This is a genomic window from Azohydromonas lata, assembly GCF_034427735.1.
In the GTDB taxonomy this organism is placed as follows: Bacteria; Pseudomonadota; Gammaproteobacteria; order Burkholderiales; family Burkholderiaceae_C; genus Azohydromonas; species Azohydromonas lata.
This window is the reverse complement of the sequence record NZ_JAXOJX010000059.1, coordinates 1-19,603: the sequence shown is the minus strand read 5'-3', so window position 1 is coordinate 19,603 and position 19,603 is coordinate 1. Positions and strand designations below refer to the sequence as shown.

Below are 19,603 nucleotides of genomic sequence, written 5' to 3'. Positions count from 1 at the left end.
AAGCACCATGGGACTCCTTCCCGCCCAAGGCTCCTGCCGCCGGCTGCTGGCCCTCACGGCCGCGGCCACCCTCGTCCTGCCCTGGATGGCGGGCGAGTTCGCCAAGCAGTTCTTCCAGCCCGGCCTCACCAACGACCCGGCGCGGCAGACGCTGCTGATCGACTACATCGTGATCGGCGCGCTGGTGTTCGGCCTGACCATGATGCTCACCGTGGGCCTGGGCTGCTGGATGCGCACCGTCATGCAGGGCCCGCAGCGCCGCGCCGACGACTACCCCATGCCGGACGAGGACGCCCGCCGCCCATGATCGACGCCCAAGACATCACCGGCCTGATCCTGGCCGGCGGACGCGGCAGCCGCATGGGCGGCGTCGACAAGGGTCTGCAAAACCTCAACGGCCTGCCCATGGCGATGCACGCCCTCCTGCGGCTGCAGCCCCAGGTGGGCGCCGTGCTGATCAACGCCAACCGCAACCTGGCGGCCTATGAATCCTTCGGCGTGCCGGTGTGGCCCGACGCGCTGCCGGACTTCCCCGGCCCCCTGGCCGGCTTCATGGCCGGGCTGGAGCACTGCGAGACGCCGTGGCTGGTGACGGTGCCCTGCGACACGCCACGCTTCCCGGCCGACCTGGTGGCGCGCTTGGCCGCCGCCGCGCACGAGGCAGGCGCCGACGCGGCCCTGCCCGTCACCGAGGAGGACGGCCGCCCCCAGGTGCAGCCCGTGTTCTGCCTGATGAAGGCGTCGCTGCTGGAGAGCCTGGTGCGCTTCACCGGCGAAGGCGGCCGCAAGATAGACCGCTGGATAGGCCAGCACCGCCACGTGGAAGTGCCCTTCGGCGACGCCGAGGCCTTCTTCAACGCCAACACCCTGGCCGACCTGCGCCGGCTGGAGCCTTGATTTCGCCTGCCGCCGGGCCGCCCAACGCGGCCGAGGCGCCCGACCGACCCGACCGAACATGAACAACAACTCCCTGGCCGACATCGCCTCCTGCCTCAGCGGCTACGACCCCAACGCCCTGCCCGTCGAGAAGGCCCAGGCTTTCATCGCGCAAATGGTGCCGCGCGTGCAGGCGGTGGAAAGCCTGGCCCTGCGCACCGCGCTTGGGCGCGTGCTGGCGCGCGACGTGATCTCTCCGATCAACGTGCCCGCGCACGACAACTCGGCCATGGACGGCTTCGCCTTCCGCAGTGCCGACCTCTCGGCCGGCGCCGACACGGCGTTCGACATTGCCGGCACGGGCTACGCGGGCGCGCAGTTCGAGGGCGAAGTGACCACAGGCCAGTGCGTGCGCATCATGACCGGCGCCGTCATGCCCGCCGGGCTGGACACGGTGGTGCCGCAGGAGCTCACCAGGACGGTGGACGGCCGGGTGATCGTTCCGGCCGGCGTGTTGCGCGCCGGCGACAACCGCCGCCTCGCGGGCGAGGATTTGAAGCGCGGCGCCCCGGCGCTGCAGGCCGGCCGGGTGCTGCGCCCGGCGGACCTGGGGCTGCTGGCCTCGCTGGGCCAGGCCGAGGTGCCGGTGCTGCGGCGGCTGCGCGTGGCCTTCTTCTCCACCGGGGACGAGCTGCGGTCGATTGGCGAACCGCTGGACGCCGGCTGCGTGTACGACAGCAACCGCTACACGATCTGGGGCATGTTGCAGCGCCTGGGCGTGGACGCGATCGACATGGGTGTGGTGCGCGACGATCCCGCCGCGCTGGAAGCCGCCTTCCGCGAGGCGGCGGCCTGTGCGGACGCCGTCATCACCAGCGGCGGCGTGAGCGTGGGCGAGGCCGACCACACCAAGCAGGTCATGGCGTCGTTGGGCGAGGTGCTGTTCTGGAAGATCGCCATGCGCCCCGGACGGCCCATGGCCATTGGCCGCATCGGCGAGCCTGGAAAACAGGCCGTGCTGTTCGGCCTGCCGGGCAACCCGGTGGCGGTGATGGTGACGTTCTATGCCTTCGTCCGGAATGCGCTGCTGCAAATGGCGGGCGCCGGAAATTCACCGCTGCCGGTGATTCGCGCGGCCAGCGCCACGCCCATTCGAAAGAAGGCGGGGCGCACGGAATACCAGCGCGGGATCGTGGAGCGCGGGACCGATGGCAACTGGTCGGTACGCATCACCGGCAGCCAGGGCTCCGGCGTGCTGCGCTCGATGAGCGAGGCCAACGGGCTCATCGTGCTTGGGCACGAGCAGGGGAATATTGCTGCTGGGGAATTGGTGGATGTGGTGCCGTTTGAGGGATTAGTTTAAGTAGATTTCAGAGCAGCACATGCCGATGCAAAGCCGCCATCAGGGCGGCTTTTTTTCACGCTCATATTTCTTGGCACAGGCGAAATTTGCGCCTAAGATATGATTTTCGCTATTCCATCGTTATACCCATGAAGGCCTTCACTCGATTTTTCACGGCACTCTTTCTTGGCACCCTGCTATGTTTCTCAGCCAGTGCGCAGGATGTCGTTCGAAAACCCTTGCCGCCTGACCATCCTTTGATTGGCACCTGGCGCATCGAATTGCCGGATTTAAAATGCTTCGAGGAATACGAGCTGCGCGCCGACGGCATGAAATACTCCATGTCCGGCGAGGAGCACAACGAGTCGGAATTCACCCTCTCCGATAAGCCCAGCGACAAGGGCTTTTACAAGTGGGTCGATAAACTCACCAAATCCAACGGACAGCCGGACTGCTCAGGGCACCAGGTGGAAATCGGGCATGTGGCGGTGAACTACATCAAGCTGCACCCCAGCAAAGATAAATTCCTGCTCTGCACGGCTGAGGATTTTAAATGGTGCTTTGCGGAGTTTTACAGGAGCAAGTGACGCTGAAAAGCTCATGCGCAGCCACCACGGCTTGAATTTAAATTCGGACACTTCCGCCAGGAAAACGGACATCCAGCTTGACCAGCGTATTCGTTCGTGAGAGGGTGACGGGCTTTGTTCCGCCCCGGAAAAGCCCGAAAGAAATAAGCCGGGCACAGCAACTGCAGCATCCGTAGCGGGCCTTTATAAACAAGCTCTTCACAAGGCAAGCCATGGTCATTGACGCCAGCAGCACCAGAATTTTCGCCGACCAACGCGCAACCAACCAAAATGCCCGTGTGGGCAGCGGCGCATCGATCAAAACCGCTTGATGCAAAAACTCAAGAAATACCTGCTCCAAGCCGCCGCGTTCCTGGCCACCCTGTTGGCCGGCACCGCCAACGCTCAATTTGGTCACCTGGGATATGCCGAATTACCGCAGCTCGACGGCGGCAAAACCGTGCTCTTTTATCCCACGCTGGCCGAGGAAACGGCCGTCCGCCAAGGCCCTTTTGAATTCTCCTGGGCGGCCGATGCACCGCCCTCCTTCAGCAACGGTCGCCTCGTCGTCATTTCCCACGGCTCCGGCGGCTCGCCCTGGGTGCACATGGATTTAACGCGCACGCTGGTGCACCGCGGCTTTATCGTGGCCATTCCGCAGCACCAGGGCGACAATTATCAGGCCCATTCCCGGCCCGGGCCGGAAAGCTGGGCCCGCCGGCCGTTGGAAATCAGCCGCGCCATAGACGCGGTGGCCTCCTATCCGCCACTGCAGAATTTCGTCTCCACCGACCGCGTGGGCATATTTGGCGGCTCGGCCGGCGGCCATACGGCCCTCACACTGGCCGGCGGCCAATGGTCGCCGGACCGCTTCAAGGCCCATTGCGAGCAGCACCTGAAAGAGGATTTCAATTCCTGCGTAGGCTTCACCACGCGGCTGCGCGGCAATGCCCTGGACTATTTGAAACTGTGGCTGGCGCGCCGGGTGATTGCGTGGCGGTTCTCCGACCCGACGCCTCAACGCTACACGGATGCCCGCATACGCGCCGCCGTGGCCATGGTGCCGTTTGCCGCGGATTTTCTGCCCGCCTCGCTGGCCAAGCCCAAAATACCGCTTGGCCTGATCATTGCCGAGCGGGATGTGAACCAGATTCCCAAATTCCACGCCGAGGCCATCGCCCAAGCCTGCGAACCACGCTGTGAAGTGCTGCTGCGCTTGGCGGACGCCGGACACGGCGCCATGCTGTCACCCATGCCGCCTCTTGCGCCCGGCAGCATCGAGTTCGCGCTGCTGGGCGATCCGCCCAATTTTCAGCGAGCCACAAGGGTGAATCAGATACACCAGGCCATCGCCGAGTTCTTCGCACAACATTTATTGCCGGACAGATAAATTTCCAAGCAATTGAATGTCATTGCCGTGCCAGCCCAACCCGTGGACAGCGCAGCAAGAGGCAAACTCGCGCGCTACCGCGTTTATCAGGAAAACTGAATATTTTCTTCGCGCCGCACGGCGCGCCAAGCTTTTCGAATGGCGTCGGCGCTGCGCTGAATATCGTCGGGGTCGGCCGAAAATCCGATCACCGAGATTCTCATCACCCAGCGGCCGTGCCAGCGCGTGCCGCCGGCAAAGCACGTAGCGTCGGCCTGCACGCGGGCGATGACGGCGGCGTTGAGGGCGTCGTCGACCTGTCCGGCGTCTTCGCCGCCGCGCGGGGCGCCGGGGGCGGCGTGGCCCGCGCTGAAGCGCACCAGCACCTGGTTGAGCACCACGGCGTTGAGCACGGCCACGCCGGGCTCGCGCGCCAGCGCGTCGGCCATGTCGCGGGCCAGCTCGCAGTGGCGCTGCACCATGGCCGCCACGCCCTCGCGGCCCAGGTGCAGCAGCAGCGCGCAGGCGGCGAATCCCCGCGCGCGGCGCGAAAGCTCGGGCACGTACTGCGTGGGGTCGCGCTCGGCCGCCTGCGCGGCGGGCAGGTAGCTGGCGGCGGCGGTCATGGCGCGGCGGTGGGCGTCGGCGTCGCGGACGATGACGAAGCCGCTGTCGTAGGGCAGTTGCAGCCACTTGTGGCCGTCCGTGGCCCAGGAGTCGGCCTGCTCCACCCCGTCCACCAGCGCGGCGCGGCCGGGGCAGGCGCGCGCCCACAGGCCGAAGGCGCCGTCCACGTGCACCCAGGCACCGCGGGCGCGGGCCAGGGGAATCAGGCGCCTGAAGTCATCGCAGGCGCCGGTGTTGACGTGGCCGGCCTGCAGCAGCACCAGCAACGGGCCCACGCCGGCTTCGCCCAGGGCGCGCTCGAAATCGGCGGCGTCCATGCTGCCGTCCGCCTGGGCGCGTACGCGGCGCACGCGGCGGCGTCCCAAGCCCAGGTATTGCAGCCCGGCGTAGACGGTGACGTGCGCCTCCTCGCTCACGAGCACGGTCAGGGGCGGTGCGCCGTAGAGGCCGTCGGCTTCCACGTCCCAGCCCTCGCGCGCCAGCAGCGCGCTGCGCGCGGCGGCCAGCGCGGTGAAGTTGGCCATGGTGGCGCCGGTGACGAAGCCCACGGAGCACTCTGGCGGCAGGCGCAGCAACTCCAGCAGCCAGCGCGCGGCCACGGTTTCAGCCGCAGCCGCGGCCGGTGCGGCGAGGTGGTTGGCGGCGTTCTGGCCCCAGGCGGCGGTGAGCCAGTCCGCGGCCAGGCCCACGGGGTGCGAGGCGCCGTTGACCCAGCCGAAGAAGCGTCCGCCCGTCATGGCGCGCAGGCCCGGCGGCACGCGGTCCAGCAGGGCCTGGACGGCCTGCTCAGGCGCGAGGCCTTGGGCGGGCAGCGCCACGCCCTCCCAGCGCTGCAATTGCTGCGCGTAGCTGTCCACGGGCTGCGCCGGGGTGTCGTGCACGCCGCGGCGGTATTGCATGGCCGCGTCGAAAGCCAGTTGCAGGGCGGAAGTAAAACGGTCGTCGTACTGGCTCATGGGCGCTGGGGGTGCGGCCGGGGCTTCAGCGCATCACTTCCGCCGTCCCGCGGTTGGCGAGCTGGTCGGCGCGCTCGTTGCCCGGGTCGCCGGAGTGGCCCTTGACCCAGTGCCAGCGCACGTCGTGGCGCTGGGCCTGCTCGTCCAGGCGCTGCCACAGCTCCACGTTCTTCACCGGCTTCTTGTCGGCCGTGGTCCAGCCGCGCTTCTTCCAGTTGTGAATCCAGGTGGTGATGCCGTTGCGCACGTACTCGCTGTCGGTGTGGATGTCCACGCTGCAGCGCTTTTTCAGCACCGACAGCGCCTCGATCACCGCGGTGAGCTCCATGCGGTTGTTGGTGGTCAGCCGCTCGCCGCCCCACAGCTCCTTTTCATGCGTGCCGCTGCGCAGCCACGCGCCCCAGCCGCCGGGGCCGGGGTTGCCCTTGCAGGCGCCGTCCGTGTAGACGGTCACCGCGGCCGGTGCCGCCACTTGCGCCGTGGCGGCCGCGCCGCCCTCACGGCCTGCGGCCGCTGCACTCGAATCACTCAACTTCCAGTCCTTCCTTGTTGGCCACCACGGCCGTGGCCTTGCTGGCCTTCACGCGCTCGCGCCGCGCCAGTCCCACCAACCGCATGCCGCGCACGCGCTTGACGGCCACCAGCAAGTACACGGCGCCAAACACCGGCCACCAGCGGTCGCCCCGGTCTTCCATCCAGGCGAAGCGCTGCAGCCAGCGATACCTCCTCAGCGGCGGCGAAAAGCAGCCGAAGCGCCCCGCCTCCACCTCGAAACTCAGCAGCCGCAGCCAGTCGCGCAGCCGCCAATAACCAATCGTCTCGCCCGCTTGCGGCAAAAACAGCGGCCCGCGCGAACCCAGCCGCCGCCGCCACAGCCCAACGCGCTGGCGCATGCCCCACAGGCTCAGCGGGTTGAAGCCCAGGATGACCACGCGCCCCTCCGGCATCAGCACCCGCTCCACCTCGCGCAGCGTGCGGTGCGGGTCGGCGGCCAGCTCCAGCGTGTGCGGCAGCACCACGAGGTCCAGGCTGGCGTTGGCAAAGGGCAGTGCGTCGGCCTCGCAGTGCAGGCCGATGACGGCCGCGCGCAGGCTCATGCCCAGGTGGGTTGGGCCGTCGGACGGCGGCTCGTCGCTGGCGCACCAGCGGTGCGGCATGCGGTTCATGCGCAGCGCGTCCAGCTCCGGCAGGCCCAACTGCAGGGCGTGGAAACCGAAGAGATCCGGCACCGCCTGGTCCATGCATTGCTGCTCCCAGGCCAGCAAGTAGCGCCCCGGGGGCGTGGTCAGCCAGCGCCTCAAAGCGTCGTGGCGTGACTGCGCGCGCGAGGCCAAAGGAGTCAGGCGCTGGTCGTCCATGACGATCGTCTGCGCCGGCACAGGGTTTTCACTTGGGGGCCTTCCTATAATCCGCGCGCCATGCAATTGCTCGCCCTGCCCGCCTTCACCGACAACTACATCTGGATGCTGCACGACGGCAAACAGGCACTGGTCGTCGACCCCGGCGAAGCTGAACCTGTGCAAGCGGCGCTGCAGGCCCACGGGCTCAAGCTCGCGGGCATTCTAGTGACCCACCACCACGGCGATCACGTCGGGGGCGTGGACGCGCTGCGGCCGCTGCTGCAGGGCCCCGTGTTCGGCCCGGCGCGCGAGAGCATCCCGCAGCCCTGCACGCCCTTGAACGGCGGCGACACGGCCGAGCTGCTGGGCCTGCGCTTCCAGGTCATCGACGTGCCCGGCCACACCGCCGGCCACATCGCCTATTTCCTGCCCGCCGGGCCGCAGGGCACGCCCGTGCTGTTTTGCGGCGACACGCTGTTTTCCGGCGGTTGCGGGCGGCTTTTCGAGGGCACGGCGACGCAGATGCTGTCGTCGCTTTCCGCCCTGGCCGCGTTACCGGCCGACACCCGTGTGTGCTGCGCACACGAGTACACCCTGTCCAACTTGCGTTTTGCCGCCGCCGTGGAGCCGCACAACAGCACCCTCGCGCAGCACCGCGCGTGGTGCGAGAACCAGCGCGCGCACGGCGGCATCACCCTGCCCTCCAGCATTGGGCTGGAGAAGCAGATCAACCCCTTTTTGCGCACGTCGCAGCCGGACGTCGTCCGCGCCGCCCAAGAGCGCAACCCTGGGGCGCTTGGCGACGTGGCGGTGCTCGCGGCGCTGCGTGAATGGAAGAACGGTTTCCAATGAAAAAAATCGCGTCCCCTCTGCCGCCGTTCTGGCGAAGCCTGCTCTCCCTGGCCGCCGCGGCGGCGCTGAGCGCCTGCGCCACCGCGCCGGGCCCGCAAGCCACCGGACCCGTCACGGCGGCCGACGTGGCCAAGGCGCCGCCGGTGAAACCGTCCATGGCCCCCGACGTCGCCGTCACGCCCGCCGCACCCGCGATGGCGAGCGTGGCGCAGACGCCGGTGGCCAACCCCGTGGACCCGCTGCGCCCGGACGAGTCGGTGGACCTCAACGCGGGCAACGCGCACGTGGACCTGTGGTCGCGCGTGCGCTCCGGCTTCACCGTGCCGGACCTGGACAACGACTACGTGCGCCGCGCCGAGCAGTGGTACTCGCAGCGCCCGGACTACGTGCAGCGCATGACCGAGCGCGGCGGGCGCTACCTCTATCACATCGTCGAAGAGGTGCAGCGCCGCGGCCTGCCCACGGAGCTGGCGCTGCTGCCCTTCATCGAAAGCGCTTTCAACCCGCAGGCCCTGTCCACCGCCAAGGCGTCGGGCATGTGGCAGTTCATGCCGGCCACGGGGCGCGACTTCGAGCTGCGCCAGAACATGTTCCGCGACGACCGCCGCGACGTGCTGGCCTCCACCCGCGCCGCGCTGGACTACCTCACGCGGCTGTACGGCATGTTCGGCGACTGGCACTTGGCGCTGGCGGCCTACAACTGGGGCGAGGGCAACGTGCAGCGCGCCGTGGCGCGCAACGCCAAGGCCGGGCTGCCGACGGATTTCGAGAACCTGCGCATGCCCGAGGAGACGCGCTACTACGTGCCCAAGCTGCAGGCGGTGAAGAACATCGTGATCAAGCCCGATGCCTTCGCGCTGGCGCTGCCTGACCTGAAGAACCACCCGTACTTCCTGGGCGTGCCCATCGAGCGCGACATCGACGTGGCGCTGGCCGCCAAGCTCGCCGGGCTGTCGCTGGAGGAGTTCAAGCAGCTCAACCCGCAGATGAACCAGCCGGTGATCCTGGCCGCGGGCACGCCGCAGGTGCTGCTGCCCTACGACAACGCCAGCACCTTCGTGAGCAACCTCTCGCGCTACCGCGGCCAGCTCGCGAGCTGGACGGCCTGGGTGGTGCCGCGCACCATGCGCCCGGCCGACGTGGCCAAGGAGCTGGACGTGACTGAGAGCACGCTGCGCGACGTCAACCGCATCCCGCTGCGCATGCTGGTGAAGGCGGGCTCCACGCTCATCGTCCCGCGCACCGAGCAGGTGGCGCGCGACGTGGCCGAGCACATTGCCGACAACGCCTCCATCGCGCTGGCGCCGGACGTGCCGCCGCTGCAGCGCGTGGTGATCAAGGCCGCGCGCCGGGGTGAAACCGTGGCCGCCGTGGCGCGCCGCACGCACACGACCGTGGCCCAGCTCTCGGCCTGGAACAAGGTGTCCGCTGGCGGCCGCTTCGGCCCGGGGGCGCCCGTGGTGATGTACCTGCAGGCCAAGGCGGCGCAGGTGGCGATGAACTCGGAGCCCGAGCCCGAACCGGTGGCCAAGGTGGCGGCCAAGGGCCGTGTCAAGGCCGAGCCAGCCGAGCAGCGCAGCGTGGCGCACGCGGCGACGCCGCAGAAGCGTGCCGTGGCCAGCCGCAGCGAGCCGGCCAAGCGCGTGGCGGCCGCCCGCCCCGCCGCCCCCACGCCCGCCCCGCGCGGCGCAGCCGGCCGCAGCGCCGGCAACGTGAAGGTGGCCGAGGCGCGCGAGAGCACCTCGCGGCGCTGAAGCGCGCACGGCGCGCTGGCGCGCCGGAGATGAAAAGAAAGGCGGCCCGCGGGCCGCCTTTTGCGTTTCAAGGGCGTTTCGCACCCCCACCCGTCATGCCCGCAAAAGCGGGCATCCACGCCGGCCGAAATGCCGGCGCGCCAACGCCACATCCGGGCGCCGCCGTTCAAAGGCCACACCTCGGCATTCGTGGATGGCCGCTTTCGCGGGCATGACGACGTCTTTTCCTTCGGCCCGCTTGACTCCAGCAAGCGGGCTTGAACGTCTGATGCAGCGAAACAATCCCGGCGGCCACAGGGCCACCGGGATTCGTCTTCTGCTCACACCGCCAGCGCGTGCAGCGCCGCGCTCGTGTGCAGCGTGGTGCCCAGCAGCGACAGCAGGTCGCCGCCCTCTTCCACGGCGGCCGGCGCCGCGGCCACCGAGCCCAGGCCGGTGTCGAAGTGCACGTCCGTCACCTGCAGTGAGCTGCCGTCGGCGCGGGTGGCCACGCCGTGCTCCTGGTGCAGATTGCCCTGCGCGTCGTAGAAGGCCTGCACGCTGAAGCCCACGGACAGGCTGGCGATGCCGGCCTCGGACAGCGTCATCAGCTCATCGGCGCTGCTCTGATGGTCGCCGTTGAGGTCGCGCCAGGCCAGCAGCTCGCCGAAGTGCGCATCGCGGGCGTCGATGAAACCGTCGCCGTTGCCGTCCAGCGCGGCCAGACGGGTGAAGCCGGCGCCGTCGCCCGTGCCGCCGAAGAGCTCATGGATGTCGTCGATGCGGCCGTTGCCGTTCACGTCCATCGCCAGCAGCGCGTCGTCGGCCGCGATCCAGCCGGAGGCCACCGCGTGGCCGTTGCCCAACAGGTCGAAGCTGCCGGCCGAGTCGGCGCGGGCCACCGTTTCCACGCCGTCGCCGTCCAGGTCCAGCGCCAGCGGCGTGATGGTGGTGGACTTGGTGCTGACCACGAGTTGGCCGAGCTTGAAGTAGTCGTCCGGCTTGGTGTCGGTGACGCTGGCGGCGATGACCAGCACGTTGCCTTCGCGCGCGCCGGCGTTGAGGTCGGCCCAGCGCGTGGTCGTGGAGATGGTGTCGTTGGCCTCGCTGGCCATGCCGCCCAGCACCGAGCTGCTCAGGCTGGTCAGCGTGGTGGCGCTGCTGCCTATCCAGGCCGTGAGGTCGCTGTCGCCGTAGACGTAGCCGAGGTAGGCCTTGTCCACCACCACGTTCTGCGAGAACTGCAGCACCACGAAGTTCAGGCGGCCCACGTTGTCTAGGGTGTGGGTGGCGCCGGAGCCGTTTTCGCTGGCGTCGGTCACGCCCAGGCCGCCGGTGTAGGCACCGAGGTAGGCCTTGCTCCAGGTGCCGCCCGCATCGCGGCTGAAGGCGCTGGCGGTCACGCTGACGCCGCCCACGCTGTAGCTGCGGGTGTTGCCGTCGGTGCCGTCCACGGCGGTGTTGCCGTCGAAGCTGTAGGTCAGCGTCACGGTGTTGGGCGCGAGGCCGGCGTCCACGCCAGCGTTGGCCGTGCCGGAGCTCAGGTGGACGACGCCGGACAGGCCGTTGGCGTCCACGTCCGAATCGGCCGTGTCGCTCGTCCCCTGGTCGGCGCGCGTGAAGGCCTGGTAGCCGCTGGGCCGCACCACCTGCACGCGGTAGTCGCCGGGCGCCAGCCCGTTGAAGGCGTAGGCGCCGCCGGTGGTGGTGGTCGTGGTGGCGAGCACGGTGCTGCCGGTGGCATCCATCAGCTTCACGGTCACGCCGGTGACGCCGGCCTCGCCCGTGTCCTGCACGCCGTTGGCGTTGGCGTCCAGCCAGACCTTGTCGCCCAGGGTCTGCACCAGGGCGCTGGAGCTGACGTGGGCGGCGTCGCTGTCGCTCACCACCTTGCCGGCGGCGTCGCGGCCGCTGGCCGTGCCGGTGCTGGAGAGCGTGGCGCCGGCGGCCACGGCCTCGCGGGCGGTGTAGGTCCAGGTCTCGCCCACGTCGAGCTGACCGTCGCGGTCGGTGTCGCCGCCCACGAAGGTGATGCCGCCGAGGCGGTCGTCGCTCACGCTGACGTTGCTCAATGCCACGTTGCCGGTGTTGGTGAGCACGTAGGTGTAGAGGGCCGTGCCGGCCGCGGGGATGACCAGCGCGCCGGCGGCGGTGTCGGCGTCCACGTCCGCGGTGACGACCAGGGTGGAGACGCTGCCGGCCGGCGTGGCGAGGTCCGCACCCAACTCGTTTTGCGTGGCGAAGAGGTTCTTGGCCGTCTCGTAGTCGCCGCTGGCAAAGGCCTGGCGCACCAGGCTCACGACCTGCTCGCGGCTGTAGAGGTAGTCGATGTAGGGGTCGCTGGCGTTGAGCAGCGCCGCGGCGGCGTGGCGCAGCAGCGCATTGACGCCCCCGCCGTTGGTGGCGAGCGCGTCCACCAGCGTGGGCGCGCTGCCCGGCACGTCCACGCCGAACAGCGCCTCGAAGCTGGCGTTGGGCGACAGGCCGGTTTCCGGCCAGCCGCTCAAGGGCGCGCCGCCATCGCCGGTGTGGTTCTTCCAGAAGCCGGGCGTGAGGCCCTCGCCGCCGCCGGCCTGCTGGTTGTAGTACTCGGCGTGGACGAGCTTTTCCAGGTCCAGCCCCGGCGTGCCGGCCATGTGCAGCCCGGCGTCCACCGTCAGCACCTGCTGGCCGGCGCCCACGGTGACGGTGGTGGTGGCGTGGGTGGCGGGGTCGAAGTCGCTGTCGGTGGCGTCGTTGCCGCCGAGGTCGTGGCTGCTGAGCGCGTAGCCGGTGGGCGCCACGACGGCGAGCTGGTAGCTGCCGGCGGCGACGTTGAAGGCGTAGTTGCCGTCGGCGTCGGTGGTGGTGGTCTGCAGCAGCGTGCCGGTGGCGCTCCTGAGCTGCACGGTGACGCCGGCAAAGCCGGCCTCGCCCGCGTCCTGGATGCCGTTGGCATTGGCGTCCAGCCACACGCGGTCGCCAACGGACTGGCTCAGCCCGGTGGAGGTGTAGATGGCCACGTCGCTGTCGCTGGCGGTGCGGCCGGAGACGGCGTCGCGGGCCGTGGCGGTGCCGACGTTGGTGACCACGGCGCCGGCCTGCACGGTTTCGTGGGCGGTGTAGATCCAGGTCTCGCCGACGTCGAGCTGGCCGTCGTGGTCGTCGTCGCCGCCGACGAAGCTCACGGCGGCGATGCGGTCGTCGCTCACGCGCACGTCGCTGAGCGCCACGGTGCCGGTGTTGGTGACCTCGTAGGTGAACACGGCCTGGCCGCCGGCGGCAATGACGGGGGCGGTGGCCAGGGTGTCGGCGTCCTCGTCCGGCGACACCAGCAGCGTGCTGCCGGTGGCGGTGGCGGGGGTGCTCAGGTCGGCGCCCAACTCGTTCTGCGCGGCAAAGAGGTTCTTGGCCGCTTCGTAGTCGCCGCTGGCGAAGGCCTGCTGGACCAGGGTGACGATCTGCTCGCGGCTGTAGAAGTAGTCGACGTTGGGGTTGGCCGCATTGAGCAGCGCGGCCGATGCGTGGCGCAGCAGCGCGCTGACGCCGCCGCCGTTGGTGGACAGGGCCTGCAGCAGCGTGGGAGCCGAGCCGGGGACGTCCACGCCGAAGAGGCTTTCGAAGCTGTCGGTGGGCACCAGGCCGGTTTCCGGCCAGCCGCTCAGGGGCGCGCCACCGTCGCCGGTATGGTTCTTCCAGAAGCCGGGCGTGAGGCCCTCGCCGCCCAAGCCGTAGCTTTGCTGCAGCACTTCGCCATGGACGTATTTCTCGATGTCCAGGCCGACGCGGCCGGTGAGGCCCAGGTCACCGCTGAGGTTCACCTGGCCGGAGCCGAGCTCGGCCTGGACGGTGATGCCGTCCGGGCCGCCGGAGGTGGTGGCGCGCGAGGAGACGCTGTAGCCGGCGGGCAGCGTGGCGGGGTCGAAGCTGACGCTGTAGACGCCAGGTGCCAGGCCGGTGAAGGCGTAGTTGCCGTTGGCGTCGGTGAGCTGCGGGCTGCCGATGGCCGTGCCGGTGGCGTCCAGCAGCGTCACGCGCACGCCGGCCACGCCGGTTTCATCCGCGTCCTGCTGGCCGTTGCCATTGAGGTCCAGCCAGACTCGGTCGCCAAAGCTGGCGGGGCGGTAGAAGCCGGCATCCACGGTCGTGACGGCGTCGCCGGAGGCCAGCGTGTAGCGGCCGGCAAAGCCGGTCGCGTCGGTATCGCTGTCGGTGGCATCGGCACCCACGTGCTGGCGCGTGACGGTGAAGCCGTCAGGCGTCGCGAACTGGACGTCGTACTGACCCGGGCGCAGGCCGGTGAAGGCGTAGCTGCCATCGGCGCCGGTTTGCGTCGTATGGACCACGGCGCCGGAGGCATCCAGCAGCGTCACGGTCACGCCGGCCAGGCCGGCTTCGCCCGTGTCCTGCACGCCGTTGCCATTGCCGTCTTCCCAGGCGCGGTCGCCGATGGAAGCCGGCACGTACACGCCCGCGTCGATGCTGGTGTTGTCCTCGCCGGAGACCAGCGTGACGACCTGGCTGGCGCCTTGGGCGCTGGCGTCGGAGTCGATCAGGTCGCCCGCGGCGTCGCGCGCGGTGAAGACGCTGCCGTCGGGCTTGCCGAACACCACCTGGTACTGCACGCCGGGCGTGAGGCCGCTGAAGTGGTAGCGGCCATCGGCGCCGGTGCTCATGGTGGCCGTGGTGTCGTCGGCATTGCCGATGACGCCATCGGCGCCGCCACCGATGAGCGTCACCGTCTGGCCGGCGATGCCCTGCTCGCCCGCGTCCTGCTGGCCGTTGCCGTTGGCGTCCAGCCAGAGGCGATCGCCCAGGCTGGCCGCGCGGAATAAGCCCGCGTCCACCGTCGTGACCGCGTCGCCGGAGGCCAGCGTGTAGCGGCCGGCGAAGCCGGCGGTGTCCACGTCGCTGTCGGCGGCGTCCACACCCACGTGCTGGCGCGTGACGGTGAAGCCGTCAGGCGTCGCGAACTGGACGTCGTACACGCCGGGGCGCAGGCCGGTGAAGGCGTAGGCGCCATCGGCGCCGGTCTGTGTGGTGTTGACCACGGCACCGGAGGCATCCAACAGCGTCACGGTCACGCCGGCAAGGCCGGCTTCGCCCGTGTCCTGCACGCCGTTGCCGTTGTTGTCTTCCCAGGCGCGGTCGCCGATGGAAGCGGGCACGTACACGCCCGCGTCGATGCTGGTGTTGTCCTCGCCGGAGACCAGCGTGACGACCTGGCTGGCGCCTTGGGCGCTCACGTCGGAGTCGATCAAGTCGCCCGCGGCGTCGCGCGCGGTGAAGACGCTGCCATCCGGCTTGGCGAACACCGCCTGGTACTGCACGCCGGGCGTGAGGCCGCTGAAGTGGTAACGGCCATCGGCGCCGGTGCTCATAGTGGCCGTGGTGTCGTCGGCATTGCCGATGACACCATCGGCACCGCCACCGATGAGCGTCACGGTCTGGCCGGCGATGCCCTGCTCGCCCGCGTCCTGCTGGCCGTTGCCGTTGGCGTCCAGCCAGAGGCGATCGCCCAGGCTGGCTGCGCGGAAGAAGCCTGCATCCACGGTCGTGACCGCGTCGCCGGAGACCAGCGTGTAGCGGCCGGCAAAGCCAGTCGCGTCAGCGTCGCTGTCGGCAGCGTCCGCATCCACGTGCTGGCGCGTGACGGTGAAGCCGTCAGGAGTGGCGAACTGGACGTCGTACACGCCAGGGCGCAGGCCGGTGAAGGCGTAGGCACCGTCGGCGCCGGTCTGCGTCGTATGGACCACGGCACCGGAGGCATCCAGCAGCGTCACGGTCACGCCGGCAAGGCCGGCTTCGCCCGTGTCCTGCACGCCGTTGCCGTTGCCGTCTTCCCAGGCGCGGTCGCCGATGGAGGCCGGCACGTACACGCCCGCGTCGATGCTGGTGTTGTCCTCGCCGGAGACCAGCGTGACGACCTGGCTGGCGCCCTGGGCGCTCACGTCGGAGTCGATCAGGTCGCCCGCGGCGTCGCGCCCGGTGAACACGCTGCCGTCGGGCTTGTCGAACACCACCTGGTACTGCACGCCGGGCGTGAGGCCGCTGAAGTGGTAGCGGCCATCGGCGCCGGTGCTCATGGTGGCCGTGGTGTCGTCGGCATTCCCGATCGCGCCATCGGCGCCGCCGCCGATGAGCGTCACCGTCTGGCCGGCGATGCCCTGCTCACCCGCGTCCTGCTGGCCGTTGCCGTTGGCGTCCAGCCAGAGGCGATCGCCCAGGCTGGCCAGCTTGTAAAAACCCGCGTCCACGGTGGTCACGGCGGCGCCGGACGTCAGGTTGAAGCGGCCCACCAGGCCGGCGGCGTTGGCGTCGCTGTCGGAAGCATCGGCACCCACGTGCTGGCGCGTGACGCTGAATCCGTTGGGCGTGGCGAACTGGACGTCGTACTGGCCCGGGCGCAGGCCCGTGAAGGCGTAATTGCCGTTGGCGTCGGTCTGCGTGGTGTTGACCACGGCGCCGGAGGCGTCCAGCAGCGTCACGGTCACGCCGGCCATGCCGGCTTCGCCGGCGTCCTGCACGCCGTTGCCGTTGGCGTCGTGCCAGGCACGGTCGCCCACGCTGGCATAGCGGTAAAAGCCGGCGTCAATGCCGCTGTTGACCTCGCCGGGCTTGAGCACCACCACGCCGGAGACCAGCGCGTCGCTGTTGGTGCCGGAAGCCGCATTGCCATCCACCTGGCGCGGGCTCACGGCATCAAAGCCACTGGGCTGGGTGAAGCGCACCTGGTAGTTCAGGCCCGGCGTCAGGCCCCGGAAGCTGTAGCTGCCGCCGGCATCGGTCACGGTGCTGGCCAGGACTTCGGAAGCGGAGAACTGGCCGTCGCCGTTCATGTCGCGCACCAGTTCCACCCGGGCGCCGGCAATGCCCTGCTCGCCCGCGTCCTGCACGCCGTTGGCGTTGAGGTCGTCGAAAACGAAATCCCCCAGCCGCGCCGCCTTGGTCTCGGCGATCAGCGGCTGGTAGTGCGTGGTGCCGGCCGCATTGGTGGTGTCCATCACGATGCCAATGGCCTCGCCCGCGTCCGGCACGTAGCCGTCGTGGTTCAGCGCCAGCGCCACCAGCGCGTCAATGTCGGCCACGTCCTGCGGCGCGAGATAGGCGGCGATGGGGTACTTGTAGCCCATCAACTGCCAGATGGCGCTTTGCACCTCGCCGAAGGAAATGCCGGCGTTGCTGCCGTTGTAGTAGTTGAGCAGCCAGTTGATGTTGTCCAGGTTGGACAGGTACGCGCTGGTGCGCAGCGTGGGCACGTTGGCCGTGATCACGCTGAGCTCGTAGGAGGAGTACAGCGTCGCGGTGTAGGTCGCCGGCACCGGGATCTGCACGTTCATGTTCAGGCACCAGGCGTCGTAAGGCGTGCCGCCACTGGGTGCGCCAGGGTTGAGCACCGAGGTGGAGGTCACCTTCGCATCGAGAAAGCTCGGCTCCAGCAGGGAGCCGGGATAGCTGACGTTGACGGTGACGCTGGGGTTCTGAGCCATGGAAGTGATGGAGGAAAGGGTCTATCGGCCGCCCATGCGGCAGCGCGACCCGCCGGCCTGGAGTGCTTCAGAAATCGCTGGGCATTTCCTGAAAACAACCGGCCAGGCCACGCAGGCCAGGAAATCGGAAGGATGGGAACTGCCCCCGGGGCAGGCGCCGCGAGCCAGCCGGGCGCGCCGGCTGGCCGCCCCATGCGGCAGGGGGCTTACTTCTTCTTGAAGAAACGCGCCACGACAGCGGCACCCACCAGGCCAATGGTCACCAGCGGCAGCGAGCTGGGCTCGGGCACGGCACAGGCGGGCAGCGGAAAGGAGCCGCAAGGCTCGGCCAGGGCCACCTTGGTGACGGCCAGCAGCGCAGCAGCGGAGAAGAAGGCAGAGAGTTGGTTCATGTGTCAGTCAAGTCATTCAGGTGTTTGCCAACCGAACACAGGGCGAATCCCCAGGGGATGCTCCCTATTTGTCCGCAGACACTTCTTGACTCGCACGAGTCATGCCACGTATCTCATTTATATAAAAATCAACAACTTAACTTGTATTTTTTGCTTCAAATCAATGCATTTGTAAAGAAATTCGACAGCATCCACCAAATTTTTGAACATCGCCGGCAGGGAACCCTTGGGTATCGCGGATGGTCGCGGACAGGCGGCGAGACACACGGACGCCCGCGCGCACCGGGCGCCGCACGGCGGTGAACAGGAGGAAAGGGAGAGCCGCGCTTGGGTGGCGCGGCGCGGGGCTCAGCGCCGGTCCACCAGGGCGTGCGCGATGGTGGAGAGGTCCACGTATTCGAGCTCGCTGCCCGCGGGCACGCCGCGCGCAAGCCGCGTGACCTGCAGCCCGCGCGCCTTGAGCGCCTGGGCCAGCACGTGGGCGGTGGCTTCGCCCTCGGCGGTGAAGCTGGTGGCCAGGATGACTTCCTGCACCTGCCCGTCGCCCGCACGCTCCAGCAGCTCGGCCGCGCCGATCTCGTGCGCGCCCACGCCGTCCAGCGGGCTGAGACGGCCCTTGAGAACGAAATACAGCCCGTGGTAGCTGCGCGTGCGCTCCAGCGCAGCCAAGTCGGCCGGGCCCTCCACCACGCAGAGCTGGCGGGCGTCGCGTCCGGGATCGGCGCAGACCTCGCACAGCGGGGTCTCGCTCAAGCCGTGGCAGCGCCGGCAGTGCTGCACGTGCTCGGCCGCGGCGCGCAGCGCCTCGGACAGGCGCAGGGCGCTGGCGCGGTCATGCTGCAGCAGGTGATAGGCCATGCGCTGCGCGGACTTCACGCCCACGCCGGGCAGGCGGCGCAGGGCGTCTATCAGCGCGTCGAGGTGGCTGGCCGGGGCGTTCAAGCGGAAAAAGGCCGCGAGACGCTCAGAACGGGAACTTCATGCCCGGGGGCAGCGGCATGCCGGCGGTGAGCTTGGACATCTTTTCCTGGCTCACGGTCTCGGCGCGGCGCACGGCGTCGTTGAAGGCGGCGGCTACCAGGTCTTCAAGCATGTCCTTGTCGTCGGCCAGCAGGCTGGGGTCGATGGTGATGCGCTTGACGTCGTGCTTGCAGGTCATGGTGACCTTGACCAGGCCGGCGCCGGACTGGCCTTCGACCTCGACGTTGGCCAGCTCGTCCTGGGCCTTCTTGAGGTTGTCCTGCATCGCCTGCGCCTGCTTCATCAGGCCGGCCAGTTGTCCCTTCAACATCGTGATTTCCTTCGCTTGGGTTCAGTTCGGTTTGATCGACCCCGGCACGATGCGTGCCGTGGGATAGCGCTGGAGCAACTGCTGCACCAGCGGGTCGTCATGGATGATGCGCTCGGCCTGCCGCTGGCAGCGGTCGCGCTCGTGGGCTTCGCGCAGCGCGGGCGAATCCTGCGCCTTGCCGGCTTCCACTTCCAGCCGCAGGGCCGGATGCACCAGCTCGCGCAAGGCCGCCTGCAGCTTCTCGCACAGCGCGGGGTTGCGCAGCGATTCGCGCTCCACGCGCAGCCGCCACAGCGGGGCGTCGGCCTCCTCGGCCGCGATGAGCTCGGACTGCATGGCCAGCTCGCGCACCAGCGCCACGATCTTCAACTGCTGCACCACGGCCACCCAGCGCTCGCCCAGCGCAGTGGGCGAGAGCTCGTCGCCTTCATCAGCGGCCGGGCGGACACGCGGCGCCGGCGCGGCGGCCGGGGCTTGCGGCTGCGGTTGAGTTTGCCGGCTCTGCTGGACTTGCGGGCCTGGGATTTGGGCAGAACCCGCCACCGGCCTGGCCTGGGCGGGCGCAGGCGCGGGCGGCACGGGGTCGAAGTCCGGCTCCGGCGCAGCAGCACCCTGCCAGGGCGGCTCGTCGTCCCAGGGCGGCGCTTCGTCATGCCAGGAGGGCGGCTCCTGCAACGCGCTGGATGCGGCACGCGCGGGCGCGGCAGCCGGCATGGGGCGCTGCGGCCGCGCCGGCGCCGCGGGCAGCGGCTGAGCACGCACGGCCGGTGCCGCCACGGATGCGGCGGGC

General features: G+C 69.4%; 15 protein-coding genes. 7 read left to right on the top strand and 8 right to left on the bottom strand.

Going from position 1 to position 19,603, the window contains the following annotated elements:
- The first annotated feature begins 7 nt into the window (after nt 1-7).
- The 5 genes from SM757_RS26490 (at nt 8) to SM757_RS26470 (ending at nt 4,174) form a co-directional block, all read left to right on the top strand.
- Nucleotides 8-307, top strand: coding sequence for a hypothetical protein (locus tag SM757_RS26490; protein ID WP_066340049.1), 300 nt, complete (start codon nt 8-10; stop codon nt 305-307).
- On the top strand, nt 304-897 hold the full coding sequence (mobA, locus tag SM757_RS26485) for a molybdenum cofactor guanylyltransferase MobA (protein ID WP_322467693.1): 594 nt from the start codon (nt 304-306) through the stop codon (nt 895-897). The genes SM757_RS26490 and mobA overlap by 4 nt, the downstream gene beginning before the upstream one ends.
- A 58-nt stretch (nt 898-955) precedes the next feature.
- Nucleotides 956-2,239: a molybdopterin molybdotransferase MoeA gene (moeA, locus tag SM757_RS26480; protein ID WP_322467692.1), complete on the top strand. Its 1,284-nt coding sequence runs from the start codon at nt 956-958 to the stop codon at nt 2,237-2,239.
- A gap of 128 nt (nt 2,240-2,367) precedes the next feature.
- Nucleotides 2,368-2,805, top strand: coding sequence for a hypothetical protein (locus SM757_RS26475; protein WP_322467691.1), 438 nt, complete (start codon nt 2,368-2,370; stop codon nt 2,803-2,805).
- 310 nt (nt 2,806-3,115) lie between these two features.
- Nucleotides 3,116-4,174: an alpha/beta hydrolase family protein gene (locus SM757_RS26470; protein ID WP_322467690.1), complete on the top strand. Its 1,059-nt coding sequence runs from the start codon at nt 3,116-3,118 to the stop codon at nt 4,172-4,174.
- A gap of 86 nt (nt 4,175-4,260) precedes the next feature.
- Here SM757_RS26470 and SM757_RS26465 read toward each other — a convergent pair whose 3' ends face one another.
- From SM757_RS26465 to SM757_RS26455, 3 genes are all read right to left on the bottom strand, one after another.
- On the bottom strand, nt 4,261-5,736 hold the full coding sequence (locus tag SM757_RS26465; protein ID WP_322467689.1) for a pyridoxal phosphate-dependent decarboxylase family protein: 1,476 nt from the start codon (nt 5,734-5,736) through the stop codon (nt 4,261-4,263).
- Nucleotides 5,737-5,761: 25 nt separating this feature from the next.
- Entirely contained in the window at nt 5,762-6,190 is a 429-nt protein-coding gene (gene rnhA / locus SM757_RS26460) for a ribonuclease HI (protein ID WP_084267746.1), read from the bottom strand.
- 70 nt (nt 6,191-6,260) lie between these two features.
- On the bottom strand, nt 6,261-7,094 hold the full coding sequence (locus tag SM757_RS26455; RefSeq protein ID WP_084267747.1) for a class I SAM-dependent methyltransferase: 834 nt from the start codon (nt 7,092-7,094) through the stop codon (nt 6,261-6,263).
- Nucleotides 7,095-7,154: 60 nt separating this feature from the next.
- On the opposite strand from SM757_RS26455, the gene gloB reads away from it, so the two are divergent.
- Both gloB and SM757_RS26445 read left to right on the top strand, forming a co-directional pair.
- The gene (gloB, locus tag SM757_RS26450) at nt 7,155-7,928 is read left to right on the top strand and encodes a hydroxyacylglutathione hydrolase (RefSeq protein WP_322467688.1); all 774 of its coding nucleotides are present in this window, start codon (nt 7,155-7,157) and stop codon (nt 7,926-7,928) included.
- The gene (locus SM757_RS26445) at nt 7,925-9,682 is read left to right on the top strand and encodes a transglycosylase SLT domain-containing protein (RefSeq protein ID WP_322467687.1); all 1,758 of its coding nucleotides are present in this window, start codon (nt 7,925-7,927) and stop codon (nt 9,680-9,682) included. The genes gloB and SM757_RS26445 overlap by 4 nt, the downstream gene beginning before the upstream one ends.
- Nucleotides 9,683-10,002: 320 nt before the next feature.
- Here the strand turns inward: SM757_RS26445 and SM757_RS26440 are convergent, their stop codons facing one another.
- The 5 genes from SM757_RS26440 to SM757_RS26420 form a co-directional block, all read right to left on the bottom strand.
- Nucleotides 10,003-17,130 (bottom strand): SdrD B-like domain-containing protein, encoded by a 7,128-nt coding sequence (locus SM757_RS26440; protein ID WP_322467686.1) that lies wholly within the window; start codon nt 17,128-17,130, stop codon nt 10,003-10,005.
- A gap of 206 nt (nt 17,131-17,336) precedes the next feature.
- Nucleotides 17,337-17,522, bottom strand: coding sequence for a PEP-CTERM sorting domain-containing protein (locus SM757_RS26435; protein ID WP_066342539.1), 186 nt, complete (start codon nt 17,520-17,522; stop codon nt 17,337-17,339).
- A gap of 348 nt (nt 17,523-17,870) precedes the next feature.
- Nucleotides 17,871-18,464: a recombination mediator RecR gene (gene recR, locus SM757_RS26430; protein ID WP_066342538.1), complete on the bottom strand. Its 594-nt coding sequence runs from the start codon at nt 18,462-18,464 to the stop codon at nt 17,871-17,873.
- Nucleotides 18,465-18,486: 22 nt separating this feature from the next.
- Nucleotides 18,487-18,813 (bottom strand): YbaB/EbfC family nucleoid-associated protein, encoded by a 327-nt coding sequence (locus tag SM757_RS26425; protein WP_066342537.1) that lies wholly within the window; start codon nt 18,811-18,813, stop codon nt 18,487-18,489.
- 21 nt (nt 18,814-18,834) lie between these two features.
- Nucleotides 18,835-19,603 (bottom strand): DNA polymerase III subunit gamma/tau C-terminal domain-containing protein (locus tag SM757_RS26420; protein ID WP_322467685.1); only part of this gene is annotated, 769 nt, incomplete at its 5' end.